The organism is Nostoc sp., assembly GCF_036919575.1.
Taxonomy (GTDB): Bacteria; Cyanobacteriota; Cyanobacteriia; order Cyanobacteriales; family Nostocaceae; genus Nostoc.
In genome coordinates, this window is record NZ_JBALBY010000021.1 from 18933 (window position 1) to 42020 (window position 23088).

General features: G+C 42.0%; 24 protein-coding genes and 1 pseudogene. 13 read left to right on the forward strand and 12 right to left on the reverse strand.

Features of this window, described 5'->3' with window-relative positions; all coding sequences use genetic code 11:
* Positions 1-114 precede the first annotated feature (114 nt).
* On the reverse strand, positions 115-1065 hold the full coding sequence (locus V7K27_RS06650) for an ABC transporter ATP-binding protein (protein WP_334945490.1): 951 nt from the start codon (positions 1063-1065) through the stop codon (positions 115-117).
* Positions 1066-1455: 390 nt separating this feature from the next.
* On the opposite strand from V7K27_RS06650, the gene V7K27_RS06655 reads away from it, so the two are divergent.
* Positions 1456-2256, forward strand: a complete 801-nt coding sequence (locus V7K27_RS06655; RefSeq protein WP_334945491.1) for a PhzF family phenazine biosynthesis protein — start codon at positions 1456-1458, stop codon at positions 2254-2256.
* Positions 2257-2578: 322 nt separating this feature from the next.
* On the opposite strand, the gene V7K27_RS06660 is transcribed toward V7K27_RS06655, so the two are convergent.
* A complete protein-coding gene (locus tag V7K27_RS06660; RefSeq protein ID WP_334945493.1) occupies positions 2579-3043 on the reverse strand; it encodes a DUF29 domain-containing protein in 465 nt (154 codons plus the stop codon).
* A gap of 232 nt (positions 3044-3275) precedes the next feature.
* Between V7K27_RS06660 and V7K27_RS06665 the strand changes: the two genes are divergently transcribed.
* A complete protein-coding gene (locus tag V7K27_RS06665; RefSeq protein WP_334945495.1) occupies positions 3276-3722 on the forward strand; it encodes a DUF4332 domain-containing protein in 447 nt (148 codons plus the stop codon).
* Here V7K27_RS06665 and V7K27_RS06670 read toward each other — a convergent pair.
* Positions 3689-3850 carry a hypothetical protein gene (locus V7K27_RS06670; protein ID WP_334945497.1) on the reverse strand — a complete coding sequence of 54 codons (162 nt, stop codon included), beginning with the start codon at positions 3848-3850 and terminating at the stop codon, positions 3689-3691. The genes V7K27_RS06665 and V7K27_RS06670 overlap by 34 nt on opposite strands.
* A 176-nt stretch (positions 3851-4026) precedes the next feature.
* Positions 4027-4641: a TetR/AcrR family transcriptional regulator gene (locus V7K27_RS06675; protein WP_334945499.1), complete on the reverse strand. Its 615-nt coding sequence runs from the start codon at positions 4639-4641 to the stop codon at positions 4027-4029.
* Positions 4642-4791: 150 nt separating this feature from the next.
* On the opposite strand from V7K27_RS06675, the gene V7K27_RS06680 reads away from it, so the two are divergent.
* Both V7K27_RS06680 and V7K27_RS06685 read left to right on the forward strand, forming a co-directional pair.
* On the forward strand, positions 4792-6429 hold the full coding sequence (locus V7K27_RS06680; RefSeq protein ID WP_334945501.1) for a M16 family metallopeptidase: 1638 nt from the start codon (positions 4792-4794) through the stop codon (positions 6427-6429).
* Between the two features lie 45 nt (positions 6430-6474).
* Complete coding sequence (locus tag V7K27_RS06685) at positions 6475-8031, forward strand: M16 family metallopeptidase (protein WP_334945503.1); 1557 nt, start codon at positions 6475-6477, stop codon at positions 8029-8031.
* 448 nt (positions 8032-8479) lie between these two features.
* On the opposite strand, the gene V7K27_RS06690 is transcribed toward V7K27_RS06685, so the two are convergent.
* From V7K27_RS06690 to bioB, 3 genes are all read right to left on the reverse strand, one after another.
* The gene (locus V7K27_RS06690; RefSeq protein ID WP_334945505.1) at positions 8480-9100 is read right to left on the reverse strand and encodes a Uma2 family endonuclease; all 621 of its coding nucleotides are present in this window, start codon (positions 9098-9100) and stop codon (positions 8480-8482) included.
* On the reverse strand, positions 9097-9267 hold the full coding sequence (locus V7K27_RS06695) for a hypothetical protein (RefSeq protein WP_334945507.1): 171 nt from the start codon (positions 9265-9267) through the stop codon (positions 9097-9099). The genes V7K27_RS06690 and V7K27_RS06695 overlap by 4 nt, the downstream gene beginning before the upstream one ends.
* Before the next feature lie 447 nt (positions 9268-9714).
* Positions 9715-10722, reverse strand: coding sequence for a biotin synthase BioB (gene bioB, locus V7K27_RS06700; protein ID WP_334945509.1), 1008 nt, complete (start codon positions 10720-10722; stop codon positions 9715-9717).
* A gap of 97 nt (positions 10723-10819) precedes the next feature.
* On the opposite strand from bioB, the gene V7K27_RS06705 reads away from it, so the two are divergent.
* From V7K27_RS06705 to V7K27_RS06715, 3 genes are all read left to right on the forward strand, one after another.
* Positions 10820-10960 (forward strand): hypothetical protein, encoded by a 141-nt coding sequence (locus tag V7K27_RS06705; RefSeq protein WP_334945511.1) that lies wholly within the window; start codon positions 10820-10822, stop codon positions 10958-10960.
* Positions 10961-11019: 59 nt separating this feature from the next.
* Entirely contained in the window at positions 11020-11595 is a 576-nt protein-coding gene (locus V7K27_RS06710; protein WP_334945513.1) for a GNAT family N-acetyltransferase, read from the forward strand.
* Between the two features lie 655 nt (positions 11596-12250).
* Positions 12251-12706: a hypothetical protein gene (locus V7K27_RS06715; protein WP_334945515.1), complete on the forward strand. Its 456-nt coding sequence runs from the start codon at positions 12251-12253 to the stop codon at positions 12704-12706.
* A gap of 25 nt (positions 12707-12731) precedes the next feature.
* On the opposite strand, the gene V7K27_RS06720 is transcribed toward V7K27_RS06715, so the two are convergent.
* Positions 12732-13409, reverse strand: a complete 678-nt coding sequence (locus V7K27_RS06720; RefSeq protein ID WP_334945517.1) for an SMI1/KNR4 family protein — start codon at positions 13407-13409, stop codon at positions 12732-12734.
* 122 nt (positions 13410-13531) lie between these two features.
* Between V7K27_RS06720 and V7K27_RS06725 the strand changes: the two genes are divergently transcribed.
* The gene (locus tag V7K27_RS06725; RefSeq protein WP_334945519.1) at positions 13532-14989 is read left to right on the forward strand and encodes a protein adenylyltransferase SelO; all 1458 of its coding nucleotides are present in this window, start codon (positions 13532-13534) and stop codon (positions 14987-14989) included.
* 127 nt (positions 14990-15116) lie between these two features.
* Here the strand turns inward: V7K27_RS06725 and V7K27_RS06730 are convergent, their stop codons facing one another.
* Positions 15117-16514, reverse strand: a complete 1398-nt coding sequence (locus V7K27_RS06730; protein ID WP_334945521.1) for an LCP family protein — start codon at positions 16512-16514, stop codon at positions 15117-15119.
* A gap of 75 nt (positions 16515-16589) precedes the next feature.
* A pseudogene (locus V7K27_RS06735) lies at positions 16590-16843 on the reverse strand (ABC transporter ATP-binding protein); the annotation flags it as partial.
* Between the two features lie 15 nt (positions 16844-16858).
* On the opposite strand from V7K27_RS06735, the gene V7K27_RS06740 reads away from it, so the two are divergent.
* Positions 16859-17389 carry a pentapeptide repeat-containing protein gene (locus V7K27_RS06740; protein WP_334945523.1) on the forward strand — a complete coding sequence of 177 codons (531 nt, stop codon included), beginning with the start codon at positions 16859-16861 and terminating at the stop codon, positions 17387-17389.
* 92 nt (positions 17390-17481) lie between these two features.
* On the opposite strand, the gene V7K27_RS06745 is transcribed toward V7K27_RS06740, so the two are convergent.
* The gene (locus V7K27_RS06745) at positions 17482-19206 is read right to left on the reverse strand and encodes an ABC transporter ATP-binding protein (RefSeq protein WP_334945609.1); all 1725 of its coding nucleotides are present in this window, start codon (positions 19204-19206) and stop codon (positions 17482-17484) included.
* Positions 19207-19469: 263 nt separating this feature from the next.
* A complete protein-coding gene (locus tag V7K27_RS06750; protein ID WP_334945611.1) occupies positions 19470-20816 on the reverse strand; it encodes a GTP-binding protein in 1347 nt (448 codons plus the stop codon).
* A 504-nt stretch (positions 20817-21320) separates the two neighbouring features.
* Between V7K27_RS06750 and V7K27_RS06755 the strand changes: the two genes are divergently transcribed.
* The 4 genes from V7K27_RS06755 (at position 21321) to V7K27_RS06770 (ending at position 22538) form a co-directional block, all read left to right on the forward strand.
* On the forward strand, positions 21321-21521 hold the full coding sequence (locus V7K27_RS06755) for a ribbon-helix-helix domain-containing protein (protein WP_334945525.1): 201 nt from the start codon (positions 21321-21323) through the stop codon (positions 21519-21521).
* 112 nt (positions 21522-21633) lie between these two features.
* The gene (locus tag V7K27_RS06760; protein WP_334945613.1) at positions 21634-22101 is read left to right on the forward strand and encodes a PIN domain-containing protein; all 468 of its coding nucleotides are present in this window, start codon (positions 21634-21636) and stop codon (positions 22099-22101) included.
* A complete protein-coding gene (locus V7K27_RS06765; RefSeq protein ID WP_334945527.1) occupies positions 22088-22303 on the forward strand; it encodes a hypothetical protein in 216 nt (71 codons plus the stop codon). The genes V7K27_RS06760 and V7K27_RS06765 overlap by 14 nt, the downstream gene beginning before the upstream one ends.
* Positions 22239-22538: a hypothetical protein gene (locus V7K27_RS06770; RefSeq protein ID WP_334945528.1), complete on the forward strand. Its 300-nt coding sequence runs from the start codon at positions 22239-22241 to the stop codon at positions 22536-22538. The genes V7K27_RS06765 and V7K27_RS06770 overlap by 65 nt, the downstream gene beginning before the upstream one ends.
* Positions 22539-23088: the final 550 nt, after the last annotated feature.

Genomic DNA, 23088 nt, shown 5'->3' on the forward strand with positions numbered 1-23088 from the left:
ATCGGCGTTTTTGCACCCCCACAAAACAAGAAAATTTCGTGGTCAACAAGAAAGTCGTGGCTCTGAATCCCCGACTGATTGATTCTGACTTCTGAATTCTTCTTCAATGACGTATCAAGATGCTTGTTTGTGACCTAATTTTAGGAAAATACTTTCTAAGTCTTCTTGTGTGCAGTGAAAATCAGTCAGGGGAATACCTGCTTTAATGAGTGATCGCAATAACTCAGCACTATCTTCATCTTTGCCCGAAAAATTCACCCGCACACTGTTTTTTCCTGGTATTACCTCCCACTCTTCTACTAAAGGATGATGTTTTAGTTCAATCAAAAGTGTCTCTAGGTTCCCCAAAGTTGATAACACAATTTGCTGATGAGCAAGACTTTGGTAAAGTTGCTGTAGGGAAGTATTTTCTACCAAGAAGCCAAGTTCCATAATTCCCACAGAAGTACAGAGTTCCGCTAAATCACTGAGAACGTGGGAGGAAATGATTACAGTCATCCCAGCTTCTCGTAAAGCTTTGATGATTTCCCGAAATTGCATCCTAGCAATGGGGTCAAGCCCAGAAACAGGCTCATCTAGTAGTAGTAAAATCGGTTCGTGGATAATGGTTCGCGCTAAACTTAAGCGCTGTTTCATTCCGCGTGACAGAGTAGAAATTTGACTGTGACGTTTATTACCAAGTTGGATTAGTTCTAAAACTTCATGTAGGCGTTGAGTGCGGCGTGGTTCTCGCAAACGATATAGACGCGCAAAATAATCTAAGTAGTCCCATACTGTCAAATCCTCATATAGCGGGTAGTCATCGGGTAAGTAGCCTAGACGGCCCTTAAGTTTGGGGTTACTCTTGTCACGGAGTAAGCGATCGCCATTAATATAAATCTCACCCGTAGTTGGTTCCTCAGCAGTCGCCAACATTCGGATGAGAGTTGTTTTACCCGCGCCATTCGGCCCAATCAATCCATATACTTCCCCCACCTGAATCTCTAAATCAACATCATTGACAGCAACGTGTCGGTCAAATTGCTTAGTTAATCCACGGGTGCAAATTGCTAATTCTTTTACCATTGCTGCTGCGGTGCGGCTTGTGATTAATAGTTAACTTAACCTTTTCTAAAGCTTTTGTCAGGCTGGTTTCAGAAATTGAAACTGGCTTTCAGAAGAATTCAGAAGTCAGAATTCAGAATTCAGGAGTCAGAATTCAGAATTCAGGAGTCAGAATTCAGAATTCAGGAGTCAGGAGTCAGAATTCAGGAGTCAGAATTCTGTTTTGATATATAGGACTAGTATTTGATTTTTGAACAAATTAAGTACTAATCGAAAAGGCTTATTCCCTACTCCCCACTCCCTATTCCCTACTCCCCACTCCCTATTCCCTACTCCCAGCCTATGCAAGTCAGTTCAATAATCAAAGCGAATTACTATATATATTACTGTCTCACTTTCAAGGTGACTCTAATGGGACAAACCATTACTCAGGTTGATGCTTTTACCAATACACCTTTTGCAGGAAATCCTGCTGCTGTCTGTGTTTTGGCTACTCCCCAAGAGGAACGCTGGATGCAGAACGTGGCGCAGGAGATGAATTTATCTGAGACGGCTTTTCTAGTTAGACAGGATGATGGCTTTAATCTGCGTTGGTTTACGCCCACGGTGGAAGTGCCGCTTTGTGGTCATGCAACTTTAGCTAGTGCCTATGTACTTTGGTCAGAAGGACATTTATCACCTGATGAAGTTGCGCGTTTTTACACCAAAAGTGGAGTGTTGATTGCTAAGTTGCAAGGTGAGTGGATTGAGTTAGATTTTCCTGTAAATCACTCACAAGCAACGATCGCTCCTCCAGAACTTAATGCTGCTTTGGGTGTACCATCCAAATCTGTCTTGCAGAATTCACTAGGTTATTTAGTGGAATTAGAATCGGAAGACTTGGTACGGCAAATGCAGCCTAATTTTCAACTCCTAAAAACGTTGCCTGTTTCTGATGTTATAGTTACCAGCATTACGCAGTCTGATCCAAATTATGATTTTATCTCTCGCTTCTTTGCACCAGGAGTAGGTATTGATGAAGACCCCGTGACTGGGGCTGCCCATTGTTGCCTTGCTGCGTTCTGGCGCGATCGCTTGCACAAAGATGAGTTTTTGGCTTATCAAGCATCGAGTCGCGGTGGAGTGGTAAAAGTCTATTATGACGGGGGCGATCGCGTCTTTTTGGGCGGACAAGCGGTAACTGTGATGCGAGGCGAGTTAATTAACGCATAAATCTAATACAGCAGAATTCAGAATTCAGGAGTCAGAATTCAGGAGTCAGAATTCAGAATTCAGAAGGCAGAAGGCAGAAGGCAGAAGGAACCCACCCTTAAAAGGGTGAGATTGAAACAAGGACATTTTATACCTCGCTGCAAGCAGTCTCAGTATAATTATTTATTTTTACTGAGCTTTAAACTCTGAAACTTTAGTTCTCATTATACTTTCTTACCTTCTGCCTTCTGCCCTCTGCCCTCTGCCTTTCTTTGTAAAACAGGCTTTATACCTGGCTTTGAGACTTAGCTTGTGTACAACACCCAACTTGAAATCTGCTGGATTACAAATTAATTGCATCCGGCAAAAACTCAGCATCAAGAACTTGGGCAATGAGATAAGGACATTCCACCGGAAACGTATCTATTGGTAGTTCAGTTTCATTACTAGCAGCTTTCAATCCCCGATAGTAGCACTGGGCTAAAACTTCTTCTGGATAGGACTTGAGGCTGGGACTCTCTTGCAGCAAATCTGCAATTTGGTTGCGTTGCTGATCAATTGTATTTCGCCAAGAGCCACTCCGCAAACTAGACTGATAATGCCACTTGAGCAAATGCTGTAATAATATCTCCAAGCGGCTTTTCAACTCTCGTCGATCTGACCGTCCCAAGCTTTCAATCTCCTCAATCACAGCATCCCAGTCTACTTGTCCAAATTGTCCAGCACGAATGAGTTGCACAGTTTTTTCTGTCCATGCGACAAAATCTTTTTCATACAACTGGGCTGCGCTTTTCGGAATTGGGGTCATAAGCTTCCTGCAATCCACTGTAGACTAGCAAAAGTTGAGATATTTTATACCCATTTTAACGTCAGCTATGGGAGGCGATCGCGTCTTTCTCACCGGACAAGCAGTAACTCCTATGCTTATGCGTGTCAACTTAAGCTAAAACTCCTTTAAAATACTAAACTGCAAGAGCGTGTACTTTTGCAAAGAAGCAACTGCCACAATATTTAAACAAACCTATATTTTAATTTCAAAAATGTCTGCTAAACACACAAATAGTAGAAGTCCCAGCCAATCTCGTGACTGGCCAATTGAGCAATTACCTGGATTGAGCCAAGAGGAACAATCTCAACTGCAAAATTGTGGGATTACTAGCACAGTAGCGCTAATCAAACAAGGCAAGACTCTAGAGGAAAGAGTAGCGTTAGCCAATAAACTACAGATTCATCTTCAGTATGTAAATAAATGGATCGCTTTGGCTGACTTGGCACGTATTCCCAGTGTAGGGACACAATATTGTGGTTTATTGCTCCATGCGGGTATTGGTTCTGTAGCACAGTTAGTTCAAACTCCCACTCACAGATTGCACCAACAAATTATGCGCTTGCAGGTAGCAACAATGCAGCGACGAGATTTGTGTCCAGCAATTGAACTAGTACAACAGTGGAGTCAGCAAGCGAAAATAGTTTTGGGTGGGGAGTAGGGAGTGGGGAGTGGGGAGTGGGGAGATGGGGGAGATGAGGGAGATGGGGGAGATGAGGGAGATGGGGGAGTTTTGAGTGCTGTTAGCGGTAGCGTAGCGTTTAACCCGTGCTGAGTGAGAAATCTCACTTGTTTACTCAGAACTCGAAACTTGGAACTCGGAACTGTTTTACCAAAGTATGTTCAGTTTAATTCCCCAGCAAGACAGGCAGCACGTTTTGATGCATAATTGAAATCCCCGTCACAAAACTTAATTACGAATTACGAATTATTTTAACCACTCCCCACTCCCTACTCCCCACTCCCTACTCTTTGGCTAAGACTCCATTAAGGAAGATATCAGCGAGTCCTTCGGCCATTTGCTGCATTTCTTGGGGGGAAGCGTCAGGTTCAATGAGGGTGTTGTTAGAAAAACCTGCGATCGCAAACATTCCCAAGAAAACTTTCGCAACTAGCTTGGCATCCATTTGACGATAAACGCCTTTATCCATCGCTGTTTGAAAGAAGGCTTCGCCCACATCGGTCATTTTGGTAATCACTTCTAATTGAATGCGATCGCGCAAATCGGGGTGAAACTGCACCTCCATAAAACAAACACGCATCACATCGGCATTTTTTTGGAAATTCCACATCCGGCGACGCATCACCTGAGCTATGGCTTTATAACTACCCATTTCACTTAATTCTGTCAGTAAATCTGTCAGAATCTCCACCCAGCCATTAGTCGCTACTTCCACCAAAATTGCTTTTTTATTGGGAAAATAACGAAATAGAGTGCCTTCAGCTACACCTGCTGTTTGTGCTAAATCGCGGGTGGTAGTGCCGTCAAATCCCTGAGAGGCAAACAAGCGTTGTGCGGTCTGTAAAATCCGGGTGCGCGTCTGAGTCTCTGAGGGCGGGGAAGAATTAAAAATTCGCATAAAATTTATGGTGAGATATCTGGAACAGGATTTGTAGCATTATTGTCTAACTTCAAGTAGAAAAAACCCTGAAAACTTAATACAAGATTAACGCTCTTTTACTAAGTATCCTGTTTTTTACGTAGTGTAACTTTATCTTAATTTTTGCTTATGAACCAGATCAGTCGGTCAATTTTGGATTTTAAATTTTGGATTTTGAATTGGTCAGATCAAGTATCTGTCACATTGCGGCGGTTGTTTGTCACTTTGTTAACTTTGATTATCCTCTGCTGGGGATTGCTGCCAGAAATTGCTCTGGCTGAAACTCAGACGGCACTTCTTCCTCAAGAATCTCCAACTCCACCACTTCAAAGCTCGATCCAACCTTATCTCGATCGAGTGATCAAACAGTTAACGGAATTTCGCCTCGACAATGGTCTAAAATTCATCGTCTTGGAACGACATCAAGCGCCTGTAGTTTCTTTTATTACCTATGCGGATGTCGGTGGTGTGGATGAGGTAGAGGGCAAAACTGGTGTAGCTCACTTTCTGGAGCATTTGGCGTTTAAAGGCACGACACGTATTGGTACAAAAGACTACAAAGCAGAAAAACCTTTATTAGAAACTTTAGAGCAGTTGGATGCTCAAATTAAAACAGCGAAAACCGATGGCAAAAAAGATGAGGTTGCTCGGTTAGAAACTGAGTTTAAGCAAGTTGAATCACAAGCAGGTAAGCTAGTCTTGCAAAACGAATTGGGGCAAATTGTCGAACAAGCGGGAGGCGTGGGTTTAAATGCCAATACTTCAACCGAAGCCACCCGTTATCTATACAGCTTTCCTGCCAATAAGTTGGAACTTTGGATGTCGTTGGAGTCGGAGCGATTTCTCGATCCGGTAATTCGTCGTGAGTTTTATAAAGAGAAAGATGTAATTTTAGAAGAACGACGGATGCGGGTGGAGAATTCGCCCATTGGACTGATGCTGGAGAAATTTGTTGATACTGCTTACAAAGTCCATCCCTACAAGCGTCCAGTGATTGGTTATGACCAAGATATCCGCAATCTCACACCAGAAGATGTCCAAAATTTTTTTGATACTCACTACGTACCAAGTAATTTAGCGATCGCTATTGTCGGAGATGTCAAGGCGGCTGAGGTGAAAAAACTGGCACAAACTTATTTTGGCCGCTATCAAGCAAAAACCAAAGCTGTTGAGCAAATTCCGGTGGAACCGCCACAACAACAAACACGAGAAGTTACTTTACAGCTAGCTTCTCAACCCTGGTATTTAGAAGGTTATCATCGTCCAGCAATTACCCATCCAGATAATGCAGTCTATGAAATCATCGGCAGTTTATTAAGTGATGGGCGCACGTCGCGGCTATATAAGTCTTTGGTAGAAAAGCAGCGTTTGGCGCTCAATGCTCAAGGTTACAGTGGATTTCCTGGAGATAAGTACCCAAACCTGATATTCTTCTATGCTCTCACGGCTCCTGGTCATACAGTTGATGAGTTGGCGGTGGCTTTGCGCCAAGAAATTGACAAATTAAAAACTGAGCCGGTAGCGGCGGCTGATTTGCAACGGGTGAAAACCCAAGCACGGGCGGGTTTGTTACGTACCCTCGATTCAAATATGGGGATGGCTCAACAATTGTTGGAATATGAGGTGAAAACTGGCTCTTGGCGGAATTTGTTTAAGCAGTTGGATAATATTTCGGCGGTGACGACGGCTGATATTGAGCGGGTGGCTAAGGAGACTTTTACGCCTGAGAATCGCACGATTGGTAAGTTGTTGTCGAAAGAAACTTAAGAGAAACGAACCGCGAAGGGCGCAAAGGGCGCGAAGGAAGAGAGTATGCAGAGGTTTAAGGTGAAGGGTAAACAATTCAAAATCCAAAATCTAAGTTGCGCTGGAAGCGCACCAAAGGTGCGACTTAAAATCCAAAATTGGAAGGGGCTGATTTATGCTTTGGTTGCTGTTTTTACGTGCTTACTTTTAACTTGTAATTTTTCTCTGGCGGCGACGACTGAAGCAAAGCATTACACGGAGTTACAACTTCCACCGCTACCTGAGATCAAGTTACCTAAGTATGAGCGGTTTGTGCTGCAAAACGGCTTGGTTGTCTATTTGATGGAGGATCACGAGTTACCGTTGGTGAATGGGACGGCGTTTGTGCGGACAGGAAATCGCTTGGAACCACTGCAAAAAGTCGGTTTAGCTGGTTTTACGGGCGCGGTGATGCGAACTGGGGGAACTAAGAAGCATTCGGCTGATGAACTCAACGAGATATTGGAACAACGGGCGGCATCTGTGGAAGCTAGTATTGGTGAAGCTTCTGGTGGTGCTAGCTTTGACGCACTCAGTGAAGATTTAGAAACGGTGTTTGGGCTGTTTGCTGAAGTGCTGCGATCGCCTGTATTTGCTCAAGAAAAGCTAGACTTGGCGAAAACTCAAGCTAAGGGCGGCATTGCCCGTCGCAATGACAATCCAGATGGGATTGCTAGTCGAGAATTTAAGAAACTGATCTATGGGAAAGATAGCCCCTATGCTCGCACAATCGAGTATGCAACGGTGGATCAGGTTTCTCGTGAAGATTTGCTCAAGTTTTATCGGCAATATTTTCACCCCAATAATCTGATTTTGGGGATTGTCGGGGATTTTGAGGCGAAGAAAATGCGATCGCTTGTTCAAGCTAAGTTTGGCGACTGGAACCGCAACCCAAGTATTGCTAAACCCAAATTACCAGATGTTTTGCCAGCTAATACAGGTGGAGTCTTTTTTGTCAATCAGCCACAACTAACCCAAAGTAGTGTGCTTCTCGGCCATTTAGGTGGACGATTCGACAATCCCGATTATGCGGCGCTGGATGTATTGAATGGGGTATTAAATGGATTTGGTGGACGCTTATTTAATGAATTGCGATCGCGTCAAGGTTTAGCTTACTCTGTCTATGGCCGGTGGAGTCCCCGCTACGATTATCCTGGAATGTTTATTGCTGGTGGCCAAACGCGATCGGATGCTACTGTCCAGTTTGTCAAAGCCTTACAAGCTGAAATTAAGCGTATGCAAACTCAAAGAGTCACAGCAAAAGAACTGGCTTTTGCCAAAGAGTCTACACTTAACTCCTTTGTATTCAACTTTCAAGACCCCAGCCAAACTTTATCACGGTTGATGCGATACGAATATTACGGCTATCCTGCTGATTTTCTCTTTCGCTATCAAAAAGCCGTCGCCGCCACCACAGCCGCCGATGTGCAACGGGTAGCACGAGAATACCTCAAGCCAGAAAAGATCGTGACTCTAGTGGTGGGGAATCAAACCGCCATTCAACCGCCATTAACGCAGCTAGCAGCAAAGGTGACACCCATAGATGTAACAATTCCTGGTTCGCAGCCACAGGTGAAGAATTAAGGGACATCCAGAAAATAAAGTATACATTCACTAACAATGATGATAAGCTGTTGCGTATTTAATTTGTATATTGGACGCGCTCATGTTGCCCGCACTACAATATTTTTGGATTTTCGTGTTATACAATTTAGCTGCACATCAACTTAGGACTTATATCATGTCCGGGTAATTAGTTATGATTCCCATAGTCATTGCACCCCACCCCTTAATCCCCTCCCCGCCGGCGGGGAGGGGAGACAAAGCACAGCGTTGGCGGGGTGGGGTTCTTCGGGTTTAATAAGTAATCAAGCGGACATGATATTACGCATTGACAGACATAACTAAATGTGCATCAACTTTCGTTACAAGGCTCTGCCTTGTAATGCTCTTGTGGGAGGGCTGCTGCCTCCCAGTTTGACAGGAGGCAGAGTCATAACCCTTGTTGTTTAGCCTGCTTGCGCGGTTGCAACTATCCAGGGTATCCACCAGCTTGAAAAATCTGTTCGGCGGTTAAATTTAACTCTGGGAAAGTAGACGAGATGATGCAATCGCTGCCTCTAAATTGAGTAACTTGGTACTCACCATCGATTAATTGATAAATGGATATAGTAGGGAGTTTAGGATTGCCAATAAACTTTCTAGCGCCACACGCTGCGTAATCTATAATCCAATATTCAGGAATGCCTATAGCTTCATAATCAGCTAATTTTTTGTAGTAATCATCCCGCCAATTATTACTAACAACTTCAATAACCAGTGGAATAGATGCAGCAAGAGAAACAGTCGATTCCTTTTTCCATAAAGGCTCATTCACTAAATTTGGTCGATTGATTATTAATATGTCTGGTGAATAAGCTGATTCACCTTCAAGTGGTTTGACTAATACAGTTTTTGGAATGTAATAAGGTAAATTTAGACGCTTGATATCAGCAGACATTTCTAGTGCCAAAAAACCCACAACATCTTCATGGTCGCCCGTTGGTTGTGCCATTTCAACAATCACTCCATCATGTAATTCATACCTCCCCCCTTCGGGTCGCCACGCTGCAAAATCTTCAAAGATCACTAGTTTTGGTCTGGCTTGAGTCATGATTTATCGCTCCCCTTGTACTGCTTTATCAACTCAGTTAAACGCTCTTTGTAACCTGGAGTTTCTTCGGTCAACCATTTTTCTGCGAGAAGACGGTTTACAAATTGATAGCGACGCGCCGTTATTTCTAGTAATTTGCTGACATTTATTCTTCCCTCCTCAATCATTAGTTTTCAGCCATAGATATTCAACAACATAGATATTACATCTATGTTGGCATGAACTCACGCGCAGAGAAAACCTATAATAATTATTATCATTCTTATAGAACGTATATTTTATTTTCTGGATGTCCCTAATAGCGTGCAATAGGTAGATAGGACTTACGCAAAACGCAAAATATCTCTCAAACTCTGATTTCTCTGTGTCCTCTGCACCTCTGTGGTTCGTTATTCCGTAACTTGTACGTAAGTCCCGCGAGTAGACACTGAATATATAAATAAAATCCCAAGAATCAGATCCCCGACTTCTCTAAGAAGTCAGGGATCTCGGTGTTCAAATAATTTTCTTCACTATCGGGAAATAACTGAGGACAAATTGTAGTAACCAGTAGAAACTAAATCAGGAACCAAAACCTCTGGGAACTCCAGAGGTTTTTTCTTTACTCTCAGGACTTACGCCACAACAGCCGGACTTGCTACCTTCTCCTGTCTTTGGGAAGGTGGACGCATTCCTAAACCAAGTAAGTTCAGCATTTCTCGGTCAGTATCGTAATCTGGACAGGGAGTTGTCACCGTCAACATCTTGTTGTCGTCGCTAGAAAAGATAGAATTGGCTCCTGCCATAAAGCAGAAAGCTTGTTCAACTTGAGAAAGTCTAGCCCTACCAGCACTAAGACGCACATCGGAAGTTGGCATTAAAATTCTAGCTGTGGCAATCATCCGCACAATATCCCAAATGGGGACATCAGGCTGATTTTCTAAGGGTGTGCCTGGTACTTGTGAGAGAATATTAATCGGTACGGACTCTGGATGCGGATGTAAGTTTGCCAGAGTTTGTAACATCCCAACACGGTCATCGACAGTTTCGCCCAAACCCAGGATACCGCCGGAACATACAGTAACATTTGTCTGACGGACATTCTCAATCGTGTTCAAGCGATCGCTATATGTTCTCGTGGTAATAATTGTGCTGTAATATTCCTGTGAGGTATCTAAGTTATGGTTGTAGGCGTAAAGTCCCGCTTCTGCCAATTTCCTGGCCTGATTTGCCGTCAACATCCCCAAAGTGCAGCACACTTCTAAACCCATTGCAGTCACATCCTTGACCATTTCCAGGACTTCCTCAAATTGTGAGTTATCCCGCACTTCTCGCCAAGCAGCACCCATGCAGATGCGACTAACACCAGTTTCTTTCGCTTTCTGGGCAATGTTAACTACCGTTTCCTTTTCTAGGAGTGCTTGCGCCTTTACCTCTGTTTTATAGCGGGAAGATTGGGCACAGTAGCTACAATCTTCTGGACAACCTCCCGTTTTAATAGATATGAGCTTACAAACTTGTATTTTTGTTGGGTCATGATATTGGCGATGCACGCTAGCAGCTTGATAAATAAGCTCTAGCAATGGCGTGTTGTATATCGCCCGAATCTCTAATTCCTGCCAATCGTAGCGTATTCCCACCACATCACTATCCTTCTTGTAGACTGGGTTAAATCTTGAGCTGTCTTTTGGTTGAATCTCCTGCGGTACAGCGTTTGGGCAAAGCGATTTTATCGAAGTTATGCTGCACACTGTGCTTTATCACCCATTGGCTCTCAATCCTTCCGCTCTAGATATTAGACATCAGCTTATCAAGATTTTGGTTGAATGGCAGATTCAGAGCAAAAATACTCACTTCACTGCTGCTAAACCGCAGGTATGAGAGAATTTACAAAATTAGCGAGAATGTTTTGGGAAGAGATCACGTAAATTCAGTAATTTATGATATCAGAACTGCCACTAATTACAAGCGATCGCCTATTATTACGAGCAGCGATCCATGAAGATATACCCCAAATTCTCAAATACTTCACTGATAACAAAACTTATCTGACTCCATTCTACCCTCTTTGGGCTGATGGTTTTTTCACTGAAGAATATTGGCAGTATCAGATAGAGAATAATTTTCTGGAATTTATCAATGGGCAATCGTTAAAACTATTTATTTTTACTAAAAAAAATCCAAATATAATTATTGGAACGGTCAATTTTAGTAATTTTTTCCGAGGAGCCGCTCATTTTTGCTATGTAGGATATAGCCTTGCTGAAAGGAAACAAGGTAAAGGATATATGACAGAAGGACTAAAAGCCGCAACTCAATATGTATTTCAACAGTTAAATTTTCACCGCATCATGGCTAATTATATGCCTCACAATCGGAGAAGTGGCAATGTACTCAAAAGACTCGGTTTTGTCATTGAAGGATATGCTAGAGACTATTTATTAATTAATGGGCAATGGGAAGATCATATTATAACAAGTCTGATCAATCCTAATTGGCAAGCACCAAAATTTTAAAAATGGCTGAGTATTATCTTCAAGAACATTTATTTATCTTTGCCAACTACATCTGCTTCTAAATTTAATTTCTTATACATGCTATAGGACTAGTATTTGATTTTTGAAATGCACGTAATAGACCCTCTAGGCTAAAATAGTGCATTAGACGTAGGTTGGGTGGAGCGGAGCGCAACCCAACATCCTGATATATGTTGGGTTACGCAAAGCCTCCACCCAACCTACAATTTTTTTGCTGAGTATAATTTTCAATAATGGTACAATATCTGAGTTGGAATTAATTTCAGATATAGCAGATTTCAAGGAAAGTTAACTACACAATCTAAGTCTCAAAGACAGGTATAAAGCTTGTTTTGCCTCTGAATTATGACTCCTGAATTCTTAACTCTGCTGTATCACAGGACTTACGCAAACAATAGCCGAAACCCTTATTTTCAGGTAGGGGCAATTCATGAATTGCCCCTACAGCTTGTACTTTTGCGTAAGTCCTATATCATTTGTAAATATTTACAAATTCATAGCAAATTCATAATAACTACACAACAACTCCACAAGTAAATGCAATAGTAATATTTGTTCACTACCTGGCTCATTTATCAAGGTTAAGTTGAGCCAATGTGTCCAATTTTATTAAATGATTGAGGAGTTTTTCAAAATGTCCATTAATTCTATAAAGCGTTTATCTGTCTTTTCTACTATCTTCGCCTTTGCTACCATTTTACACGGAGTTGTATTGGCAGCACCAGTTCCAAATCCCGCCACTACACCAGCCTTAAAAACTCAGACTAGTTCTGCATCACACCAGATAAGCAAACTCACAAATCAGCAACGCCTACAAATCCAAATAGCTCGCCAGCAAAGAGATAAGGATATTGAGGCTGTATTAAACCAGTCTCAAACTACTAAGTTTAAGGCAGCACTGCAATCGCGTCAGAGAATCAGAACAGTGTTAACATCTTTGGATCTGAATCAAGATCAACAGAAAAAAGTTCAATCAATTTTGCAAGCTTATAACCTGCAAGTGAAAAAGATTCTATCTTCACAGGCATCACAACCAACATCAAACTCAGTAGGAATTACTCAACCGACATCACAACCCATTACCAAATAAAAAACTCAGTTTTATTTAATTGAGGTTAAGTTTCGGAAGACTGGCGGATTTGAGCCAAACTTCGGTTGAGCCAGTCTTCATACCAATCATAAAAACTCAGAGGCTGCTCTTCATCGCTATCTTGATGAAAATCATCAGGGTCGGTGTCATGGAAAGCATGACAAAAACTTAAAGTTGCAGGATATATCCCATTATCATTAGTACGGTCATCTATCCAGATTTTTCCTGACTGCTCCCCAGAAATGACTAACATTGCATAAATTCCACAACCATAATTTGTAATGGTGAGAGTACCCTGGATAAACTTATCATCAAAGTAAGCATCACTATTGGCAACAAAACGCGGATTATTCTTGACAATCAAATCTAAATCATTCCATGCTTCTGTTAAAGGAAATGGTTTAGAGAGAATTTCGTAGTTCTCTTGGTATAGTTTTTCTGGGATGACATCTTCATACTCAATTTCCAACAGACCAGATAAGCCGTATCCTGGCCCCGCACCACCATTACCAATTTCTAAGAGAAAGTTTCGATATTCACTTGGTAGTGTAATATTATATCTAGATTCAAACACTTGAATATCTTTGTTACTCAAACAAGGTTTAAATTGATATTCGTGTGATTCTGAGCCAAAAACCTCAAATGTAGCGTCTAAAATAGCTAATTGAGTCAACTTTTTCTTTAATTGCAAAACTTTATTCATTATGCGCTCCAGATTTTGATCGTGGCGCTACCATATTTTATATATGGTTCGCTTTTTGCGTCTATGCTGATGCTGAAGCCAGAGGTAGTATTAAGGGAAGAATGAATTAAGCTTTGCTTGTAATGACTCTGGCTGAAACTCCAAACTACAAAAATTCTAGCAATCCTTTTCTCACCCTCAACTACGAAAGCGCCTTAGAATCTCTAGGCGGTGACTACTACGATGAGGTTGCAGCAGCAGAATTTCCCCAACACCTCCTGCGTTGGCGTAATGATGAACTATTGCCCCGTTTCGGTCTAGACCCCCAAGTAGTCAAAGACGAAGATTTTATCACAGCTTTTGGCAAATTTCAGGGGCGCAAACCCTTGTTGGCACTTCGTTACCACGGCTATCAATTTGGTGAATATAACGGGCAGTTGGGTGATGGTAGAGGCTTTCTCTACGGGCAAGTACGCGCCAATGATGGCGAATTGTACGATTTTGGCACGAAAGGTTCTGGGAGGACGCCCTACTCGCGTGGTGGCGATGGTATGCTCACGCTCAAAGGTGGGGTACGGGAAGTTCTGGCTGCGGAAGCACTGCACTACTTGGGTGTACGTACTTCGCGCTGTCTTAGCATGATTGAAACAGGTTTACCCCTCTGGCGGGGCGATGAACCTTCGCCTACCCGTTCCTCTGTGATGGTGAGAATGAGCAGTTCTCATATACGGTTTGGCACTTTTGAGCGACTGCACTATTTCCAGCGTCCAGATTTAACTAAGAAGCTGTTAGACCACGTAATTGAGCAGTATTATCGACACTTAAGTGCTGAAGAAGATAAATATGCCCTGTTTTACGCCGAATTAGTTAAACGGGTTGCAGAACTAGTAGCGCAGTGGATGGCGGCTGGCTTTTGTCATGGAGTTCTGAATACTGACAATATGTCGATTACGGGAGAGAGTTTTGATTATGGGCCTTATGGATTTATCCCTACTTATGACCCCTACTTTATAGCTGCATATTTTGACTATTCTGGACGCTACTGTTACGGTAATCAACCAAGTATTTGCCAGTTGAATTTAGAAATCCTCCAGGAAGCTTTGAAGGCGATTATTGATAAAGGCGAAATGGAGGCTGGATTAGCTAGGTTTGATGAATATTATCAAGCTGAATACAGTTCTTTGATGTTGAAAAAGTTAGGTTTTGTGGAGTTGGTACATCCACAAGCTCAAGAACTCTTGAATCTAACGATTGAATTTTTGAAAGTGAGCCAAGTTGGTTATCACCAATTCTTTTATGAGATGGTTCGCACTTTTTCATCTAAATGGCGAGATGAACCAGGTTTTGTAATGAATGGTTCCGATATTGTACCAATACCGGGTGCTTCAGCAATTTTTGATGATTGGTGCATATTGTACCATAAAATTTTGAATGATTTTGATAGCGATCACACCGATGTAATCGCCCAAACTCTAGCTGTTCATAATCCCAAAACGGTATTATTAAGACCTGTGATTGAATCTATTTGGGAAGCAATTGCTCAGGAAGATAATTGGCAACCTTTTTATGAGTTAATCAAGGCAATTCAGTCTAGGAGATAGTTAGCATGGGGCAAGGCTTGTACCGAAAATCATTTTTTTCCCTTGCCCCTCTGCTTTCTTGCCAATATTTAGATGCGTTTGCCGAGAGGTTTGAGTAGAAGCAATTCATGAATTGCCCCTACTCTGGTTAATTGAGATGGTAGCTGGATTTCCGCCGTGCTGTACTAGTATGTAATCCCAAATTGTGTCTGATAGAAGTAGAATTATTTTCCGAAATGGAACTAGTCAAATCTGTGCCAATGACAACAGTGACATCAGATGCAATATCTCCTAAAGAAGCAACTTCTACATCACCGACACCAAGAGCTTTTTGAACTGCATTAGCTGCTTCAGGATTTCCATGTTGAGCAATAATTCTGGTTTTTTGAGCAGTGTCTGTATTAGTATCAATTTCATGACTAGAAAGAAAAATATTCCTAAAACCGCGTTTTTCGAGTAAGGAGGTGACTTTTCCTACAGCTTCGCGTTGTGTAGTTGCGTTCTGGAGAAAAATTTTCATACCTTGCGGCACTACTAAATTTTTGTCCTCTTCTTTTACTTCTACATTATTAAAATCAAAATAACGTTGGAGAATTTTGCTAGTAGCTTTATGGTCAGAAATCCAGTAGCTAACATTGTATTCACTTTTTTCACTAAAACGCCCTGGCAGGAGAATAAAACTATGGTGATTACTTTGAGCTAGAGTTTGAGCTATGGCTAACATTTCATTAATAGATAAATCAGTGTCTATATTATCTTGAGCTACCTTTAAAATTTGAGGTAATTTAGTAATAGTTTGTGGCTGAAGCAGTGTAAGTAGGATATCTTTAAGAACTTGTTGTTGTCGCTGCACTCGACCAATATCACCTAAAGCATCATGACGAAAACGGATGTATTCTTCTAGATGTTGCCCAGTCAACTTTTGTAGACCCGCTAAAAAGTGAATGCTGAGGTTCTGTGAATGATCTACATAATCCATTTTTTTAGGAATATTAACTTCAACTCCTCCCAAGGCATCTACCAAATGAATAAAACCTTCTGTATCCAAGCGCAAATAACGATCAATTGATACACCATCTAATAGCTGACTTACACTTTGGGCTGCTTGTTTTGTTCCACCACGCACGTTTGCATCATTAATTTTATCTACACCAACTCCATAAAATCGAACGAGAGTATCTCTGGGAATAGATAGTATATTAATCGAATGAGAATCTGGCATGATTTGGGCTAGTAGGATAGTATCGCTATTGCCTGCTAATGCCTCGGCAGGAGTAAAATTTTTCTCGTGGGGATGTCCAGAATTGTCGATACCGAGAATCAAAATATTCACAGGATGATCTAGAGTTGCAGGAATCGAACCTGTGACACTTTCGGAACTACCAGGCAGATGCAAAGCAACATCATGATCATTTTTTAAGGGAGTTAAACTTACAACCGAGGAGTAAATTGCTCCCAAAATTGTAGCTACTACTGTCGCACCGATTGCTAAAGCAAATGGCTGTTTTAACAGCTGAGATTTCTTGGGATTATTTTTTCCTTTCACTTCTCACCCACTACATATAAGATTAATTGCTATGGTCTAACCCGGAATTATCTTACTCTGCCAGAGTGGCCACATTTAACTAAACTGTTGAGCATAAGATCGCGCATAGCGACGCTCTAGGGCTAATAATTCTTCATGGGTTCCCGATTCGACAATTTGTCCCTGTTCGATAACTAAAATGCGATCGCACCTCCTAACGGTCGATAAACGGTGAGCAATAATAAATACTGTCCGTGTCTTTGTCCACCAGATAAGTTTACCCCACGATCGCCCACCCAAGTCTGATAACCCTCTGGGAGGTGGCTAATATATTTATACGTGTTAGTTAATACGGAATTTGAGTTATGGATATTGAAGAAATGTTGGATAGGTATGAAGCGGGAGAAAGAAACTTCGCTTGGAGTGTTAATTGCAGCAGAACTGGTTTATTCATGATAGCGGTTGATTTGAGTGGGGCTGACTTGAGCGGGATCAACTTGGAAGGAGCCTTTTTGGAAGCTGCTCACCTGGACAATACCAATCTCAGTGGGGCTAATCTCAGGGGAGCCTATATGGAAGGAACTCAGTTGAATGAAGCCATCCTTAACGGCGCTAATTTGAGCGAGGCTAGAGGTGGTGAAGCCAGCTTCAACAATACTTCCTTTGTCAACGCCAACTTGAGCAGAGCCGAAATGTACCAATGCGGTTTTGATGGCGCTAATTTCAGCCATGCTATTCTCAGGGATGCTTTCGTGAACTACTCCTCTTTCGATGGTGCTAACTTCACCAATGCCGATTTGAGGGAAGTTGAAGGTTTCTATAACATTCGTAAGGCTATTTTCAGTAATACCATTATGGAAGATGGAAGTATTTGGTACGAAAGTATTGGGTATTGAATACATAGATACTCATTCTTCTAGCTCAAAAACCGATTTTGTGAACTCAAAAACTAATTCGGTTGTCTTAAAACCTCAAACTTCCCCTATCTTTAACTAAACTGCTGGGCATAAGACCGCGCATAGCGACGCTCCAGGGCTAATAATTCTTCATGGGTTCCCGATTCGACAATTTGTCCCTGTTCGATAACTAAAATACGATCGCACCGTCTAACTGTTGATAAACGGTGAGCAATAATAAATACTGTGCGTTTCTCCATCAATCTTTCCAGCGCTTCCTGTACCAGTGCTTCTGACTCCGAATCTAAGGCTGATGTCGCCTCATCCAGAATCAAGATTTGGGGATTGAGCAGAACTGCACGAGCGATCGCAATTCTTTGTCTTTGTCCACCAGATAAGTTTACCCCACGTTCGCCCACCCAAGTTTGATAACCTTCTGGTAGTTGGCTAATAAATTGATGGGCATTAGCAATTTTCGCCGCCTCTTTAACTGCTTCCATCTCAAAAACATCTTGTCCAAAAGCGATATTTTGGGCAATTGTCCCCGAAAACATGATGGTTTCTTGGGGAACAATCCCAATTTGTCGCCGCAGACTATGCAGCTTGACATCTCGAATATCAACACCGTCAATGAAGATTTGCCCAACTTCGGGATCGTAAAAACGCGGGAGAAGATTCACAAATGTGGTTTTACCAGCACCAGAAGCACCCACAAGAGCGATCGCTTCACCTGGTAATACCAATAAACTGATATCTTTTAATACGGGTTCACCTGGTTTATAAGCAAAGGAAATATGACGATATTCTACTTTGCCCTTGACTGGGGGTAGAGCGATCGCATTTGCCTTTTCAATCACCGTCGGCTGAATTGCCATCAATTCAAAAACGCGGTCAACAGATGCTTCACCCTGCTTAAATTCGTTGTAGTTGTTAGTAGTATGACCAATGGGATCAATTAACAGCGCCGCCGCCGCCAGATAACTGAAAAAATTTGCCACTGTCAAGTTATTTTGGGAAATTTGCCACGTTCCCACAATGAGTAACGATAACCCACTTAAGGCTTCCAGAAATCCGATGATGGGAATCTGAATCGCTTTCAGGCGTTCGGCTGAGTATTTTGCTTTGAGACTGCGTTCTGCTTCATGTCCAAAGCGGGCGATTTCGTAATTTTCAGCAGCAAAAGCCTGTACCAAACGAATACCGTTGAAAACTTCCGCAAGGATGGCTGATAAACCTGACACGCGATTTTGACTTTTTAAGGAATACTTGCGTAACCGTTCACCAAACCAACCGACTAAAATACCCATCAGTGGCGCAACAATCACCGTTGCTAGTGTCAGTTGCCAATTCAGGTAAATCATGTAAATCGGAATTGCTAGTAACTGCAAAATGCAGGGGATAAAGTCGTGAAATCCTTTATTTACTACTTCGCCAACGCGGTCAACATCTTCCGTGAGGCGGTAAGATAAATCACCTGCTTTTGCAGTTTCAAAATAGCTGAGATTTAGCTTTTGCAGATGGGCGTAGACTTGCTGGCGGAGATGAAAAGCAACTCTCAAAGCAGCTTTCGCCATGTACATATCTTGTATAGACTGAAACAAGCCTCTGACAAGAAAGACTAAGGCACAGCTGCCAGTTATTTGAGCGATCGCTACTACATTACCTTGGGCAAAGGGAGTTGCCAATTTCCCGGCGAGATTGATCAACACTAATGTCGCCAGTACGTATCCCAAGATACCAACAACTCCCTTAGCGATCGTTTGCCACTGGAGTCGGATATAAGGCAGTAGTAGCCAATAATTAGAGCGCGTTTTCAAGCTGTAACGTCCACAACGATATTCTCCTTTGTTTGACGCTATCAGCTTTTGGGGAGTTTCGGAATAATTAACTAATAGTTGCAACCTGTTTTAGCATTCAGACTAACTAAAAGTTTAGGTTTTAAAACTCTTCATCCAAACGAAGGGTTAATAACATCACATCAGGACAATTATTTTACACAATTCCTGGAACAACAGGTTTACTACTTTACCTTTCCTTGAATGTGCTTACCGAAAACTTTTCGGAACACAACTCAAAAATCTTAGAATTTTAATCCTAATTCCTGTCGGAGACGATAGAGAATTGTGTTCTGGTCAACTTGAGAAAGAATTTCTTGAATGACGCTGCTAGCGCCCAACTGTCCCCAAGTGCAGCCTTTTTCGAGATACACCTGAGCAGCTTTGCCAACGGAGTATGCTCCATAACCGGCGATCCCAGCTTGAGCGATCGCACTGCCAGCAAAGGCAGTAATATTGCTGGGATTGTCACCACTGGTTATTGCAGCCGTACTCTTACCCAAACCCAAAAGGAAACTACTGCCTAATTCTAAGAGCAGCAAACCACCAGAGCTAAATAAAATCGTTTTTAAAATTTTCCCGGCTTCATAGCTAGTCATCGGCAAACCATACAATCTAGCTAGAGCGCGAATTAAAGCTAAATCGGCGATAGTTCCGCCAAGGATATCTAAAAAAGCAATGGGATTGAGCATTACTGCCAAAGCTTTGTATTTGGTAAATTGCCAAATGATATTTTCGGCTTCTTGTTCGCGTAAATCGATGGTTTTTTGAGCGATCGCGGCTTCTGCATCCCGTGCTTGGATCAGTGCATTTAAAGCCAGAAGCGATCGCCCTTCTCGATTCAGAATATTCAGAATTGTCTCTTTGAGTTCATCTACTTGTGGTGGTAGTGTCTCCCATTCATAACTGACACGCCCATCAGGCCACTCAACCCGTACTTCCATTGGTGCTGGTTCCGCCGCCACCATCACAATTTCATCAGGTAGTAGAGGCTTCGCTTGGGAATGTCCTGCACCCAGTTGTTGCAAATTTTGGTAAATCGCTCCCTGGTCTGTATCTGGGTATAAGTCTATCTTGTTAAACACCAAAATCAGGGGTTTTTGTGCTTCCCGCAATGACAGCAGTGCCTGATACTCAGTGCGCGTGATATCACCAGACACGACAAACAAAATTAAATCAGCTTGATGCACCACTTCTCGTGCCATATCCGCCCGTGACTCACCCTCAATTTCATCTAATCCGGGGGTATCAATTAACTCTACTAATACCTTACCACCGGGCTGCCAACGGACGGAACGCGGCCATTGAGTGACACCATTCAGTGGCCCAGTTTGCAGAATCTTCTCTCCCAGCAAGGCATTTAAAACTGCTGACTTTCCCCGACTCACCAAACCAAAAGCAGCAATTCTAATGATGTTAGAGTCCAGCTTGTTGAGCGTGGAATTCAAAGCTTCCAATTCCGGTTTGATCAAACCTGCCAATTCTGGGTTAGATGACAATTGTCCTGACTTGCGAAGATATCCATACCAAGACAGCGCTTGTCTGAGACTGGCGCGGGCACGATTTAAGTGAGTTTCTTGCAGATTACGCAAAACCGACATTTTACAAACCTTTTCAGCTTTTATTATCCCATATATGCTCAAATTATGCTCAAACAAGCTATTTTGACCATACTAGTCAAGCGAGCAACACTCAACAATCACGCTCAATAAATGCTCACTCTGGAGAGCATAAGCGGGTCGCAAGCTGGTTTATCCTTCCTTCCCAATTGCTTGCTTTAACTCACCTACCAGTTGAGCCACATATTTGTAACGCTCCCCAGGTTGACCGGTCGCCGACTTCCCCTTGCTCTCATCTACTCTATCTTGCCAATTGTCAAGGATGTGCCGTACCGTCTCCAACTCCCTTGCTATCTCCTCAACATTATCACCAAGGGAAGGTGGTAAACGGTAAACCTGAGTTTTACACCTTTACCCCATTTACTTTCCCTGATCGCCATCCAAAAACCTCGGCATTGTCGCACTTGTTCAATTTACCATAAAACATTGTCACACATTGTTAAACATTATTGAGCCTTGTTCCAAGGTTGCGGGAGTATGATGAACTGGCAACAAATCTTTGTAGTGTTGATGAGTCAGAGCGATCGCGTACAAACTTCCATATATTTCCCCAAAGATATCCACGAGGCTTTGGTGAGATGGGCACAGGAAGAAGACCGTCCCATCAGTAATCTTGTTGTGCGGCTTGTGAGTAAGGCAGTTGAGGAGCGGGAAAAGAAGCAAAATCCGCCGCAATAATATCTAGCTGTCGCAGATAGGACAATTTGTAAATTCCTGGTATCGAAAAAAGATGAAATGGTTGATGAATACTTATTTAAATTAAGAGGAAAAACTGGGTAAAAAATATAAAATATATCTTGATGTTTGTTGTTTAAATCGTTCATTTGACGAGCAAACACAGCCGCGAATTCGTTTAGAAACAGAAGCAATTTTAGAAATTATCAGCCGTTGTCGAGATGGAGAATGGGAATTAGTCAGTAGCACAGCCCTAGAATCGGAAATTGCACAAACCCCAGATGTAACCAGAAGAGAACAGGTGCTTGAAGCATTAGCGATCGCTCAACATCAGATTTTAGTCACCGAAGAAATCTCTAGACGAGCTATAGAATTAACAAACTTTAATATTAAAAATTTTGATGCGCTTCATATCGCTTGTGCTGAAGGGAACGCTGACATTTTCTTGACAACCGATAACCGTCTATTGTCAAGAGCATTAAACTATAAGAATAACTTAAACATAATAGTTGCTAACCCAATGATCTGGTTAGCAGAAGTTACCACCAATCTCGTAGAAGGAGGAGAAAATGACCCCGATTGAATTATATAGAAAAGGATTTCAAGCCTTAGTAGATGCTTTGGGATATCCTGATGCTATCCGGTTTATTCGCCAATTTGACAAGGGAAATGGAGACTACACCCAAGAACGTCATCAATGGCTCGATCAGCTAACGATGGATGAAATCCTCACAGACATTAAGCAACGCCAAAAAATATCTGACCCCAAGAACCAGGAACAATAATGAGCCAAGTTGGATAACGGGAACGCCTAAGGCAAAACCGCAAACAGGGAATGATGCAAGAATTATTAACCAGGAAGACGACAAACAAGGCTACAGCGATCGCCTTCGCCTCATCACCAAAGCCTTGTATGAACTCAACAAAGTCGCAGGCGACCAAAGCAAAAGCCTTTATGACATCAACAAAGAAGTTTATAGCCTAAAAATGGACACTAATTCTTTAAAACGGACAATATAATTTAATGGACAACAGCCGCACTTGCTGCTTTAGGGGTTAAAACAGTCTTTTTTAACTAAGCTGTAGATAGTAAAAATTCGTCAAATATTATAGATAGCCCTCCAATGAATTTACTGGAGGGTATTTTGTATTCTCAAAAGACTTTAAGTAAGTCGGCGCAATTAAAGCTAACTCGCTGGGGCTGTCCTTTATCCTTTGCTATTCCTCATTGGTCAAGGTTTTAAGCCTATTTATGTTTCGTAACATAATTTGGTTTATTTCCAACGATTTACTTATCTCAACTATTCCTGCTTGAGTGGCAGCAACGAGAACAGAACCCTCAAGCATGATAGAAATAATTATTGGATTTTTAGGTATTATTGTAGGGTTTTTCTTGGGTATATTTTCTCAACTAACCTAATAATACTTTTAGACATTTGCGGAAATTTCTGATGGCGTTGTAAAATTTTGTTACTTAAAGTGAGGTAGTTAGCTTAAGTAATTTATCAACATTAAAGTTAAGACACAACTGCCATGCAATGTATATTTCAGAATGCCAAAAGACTAATTT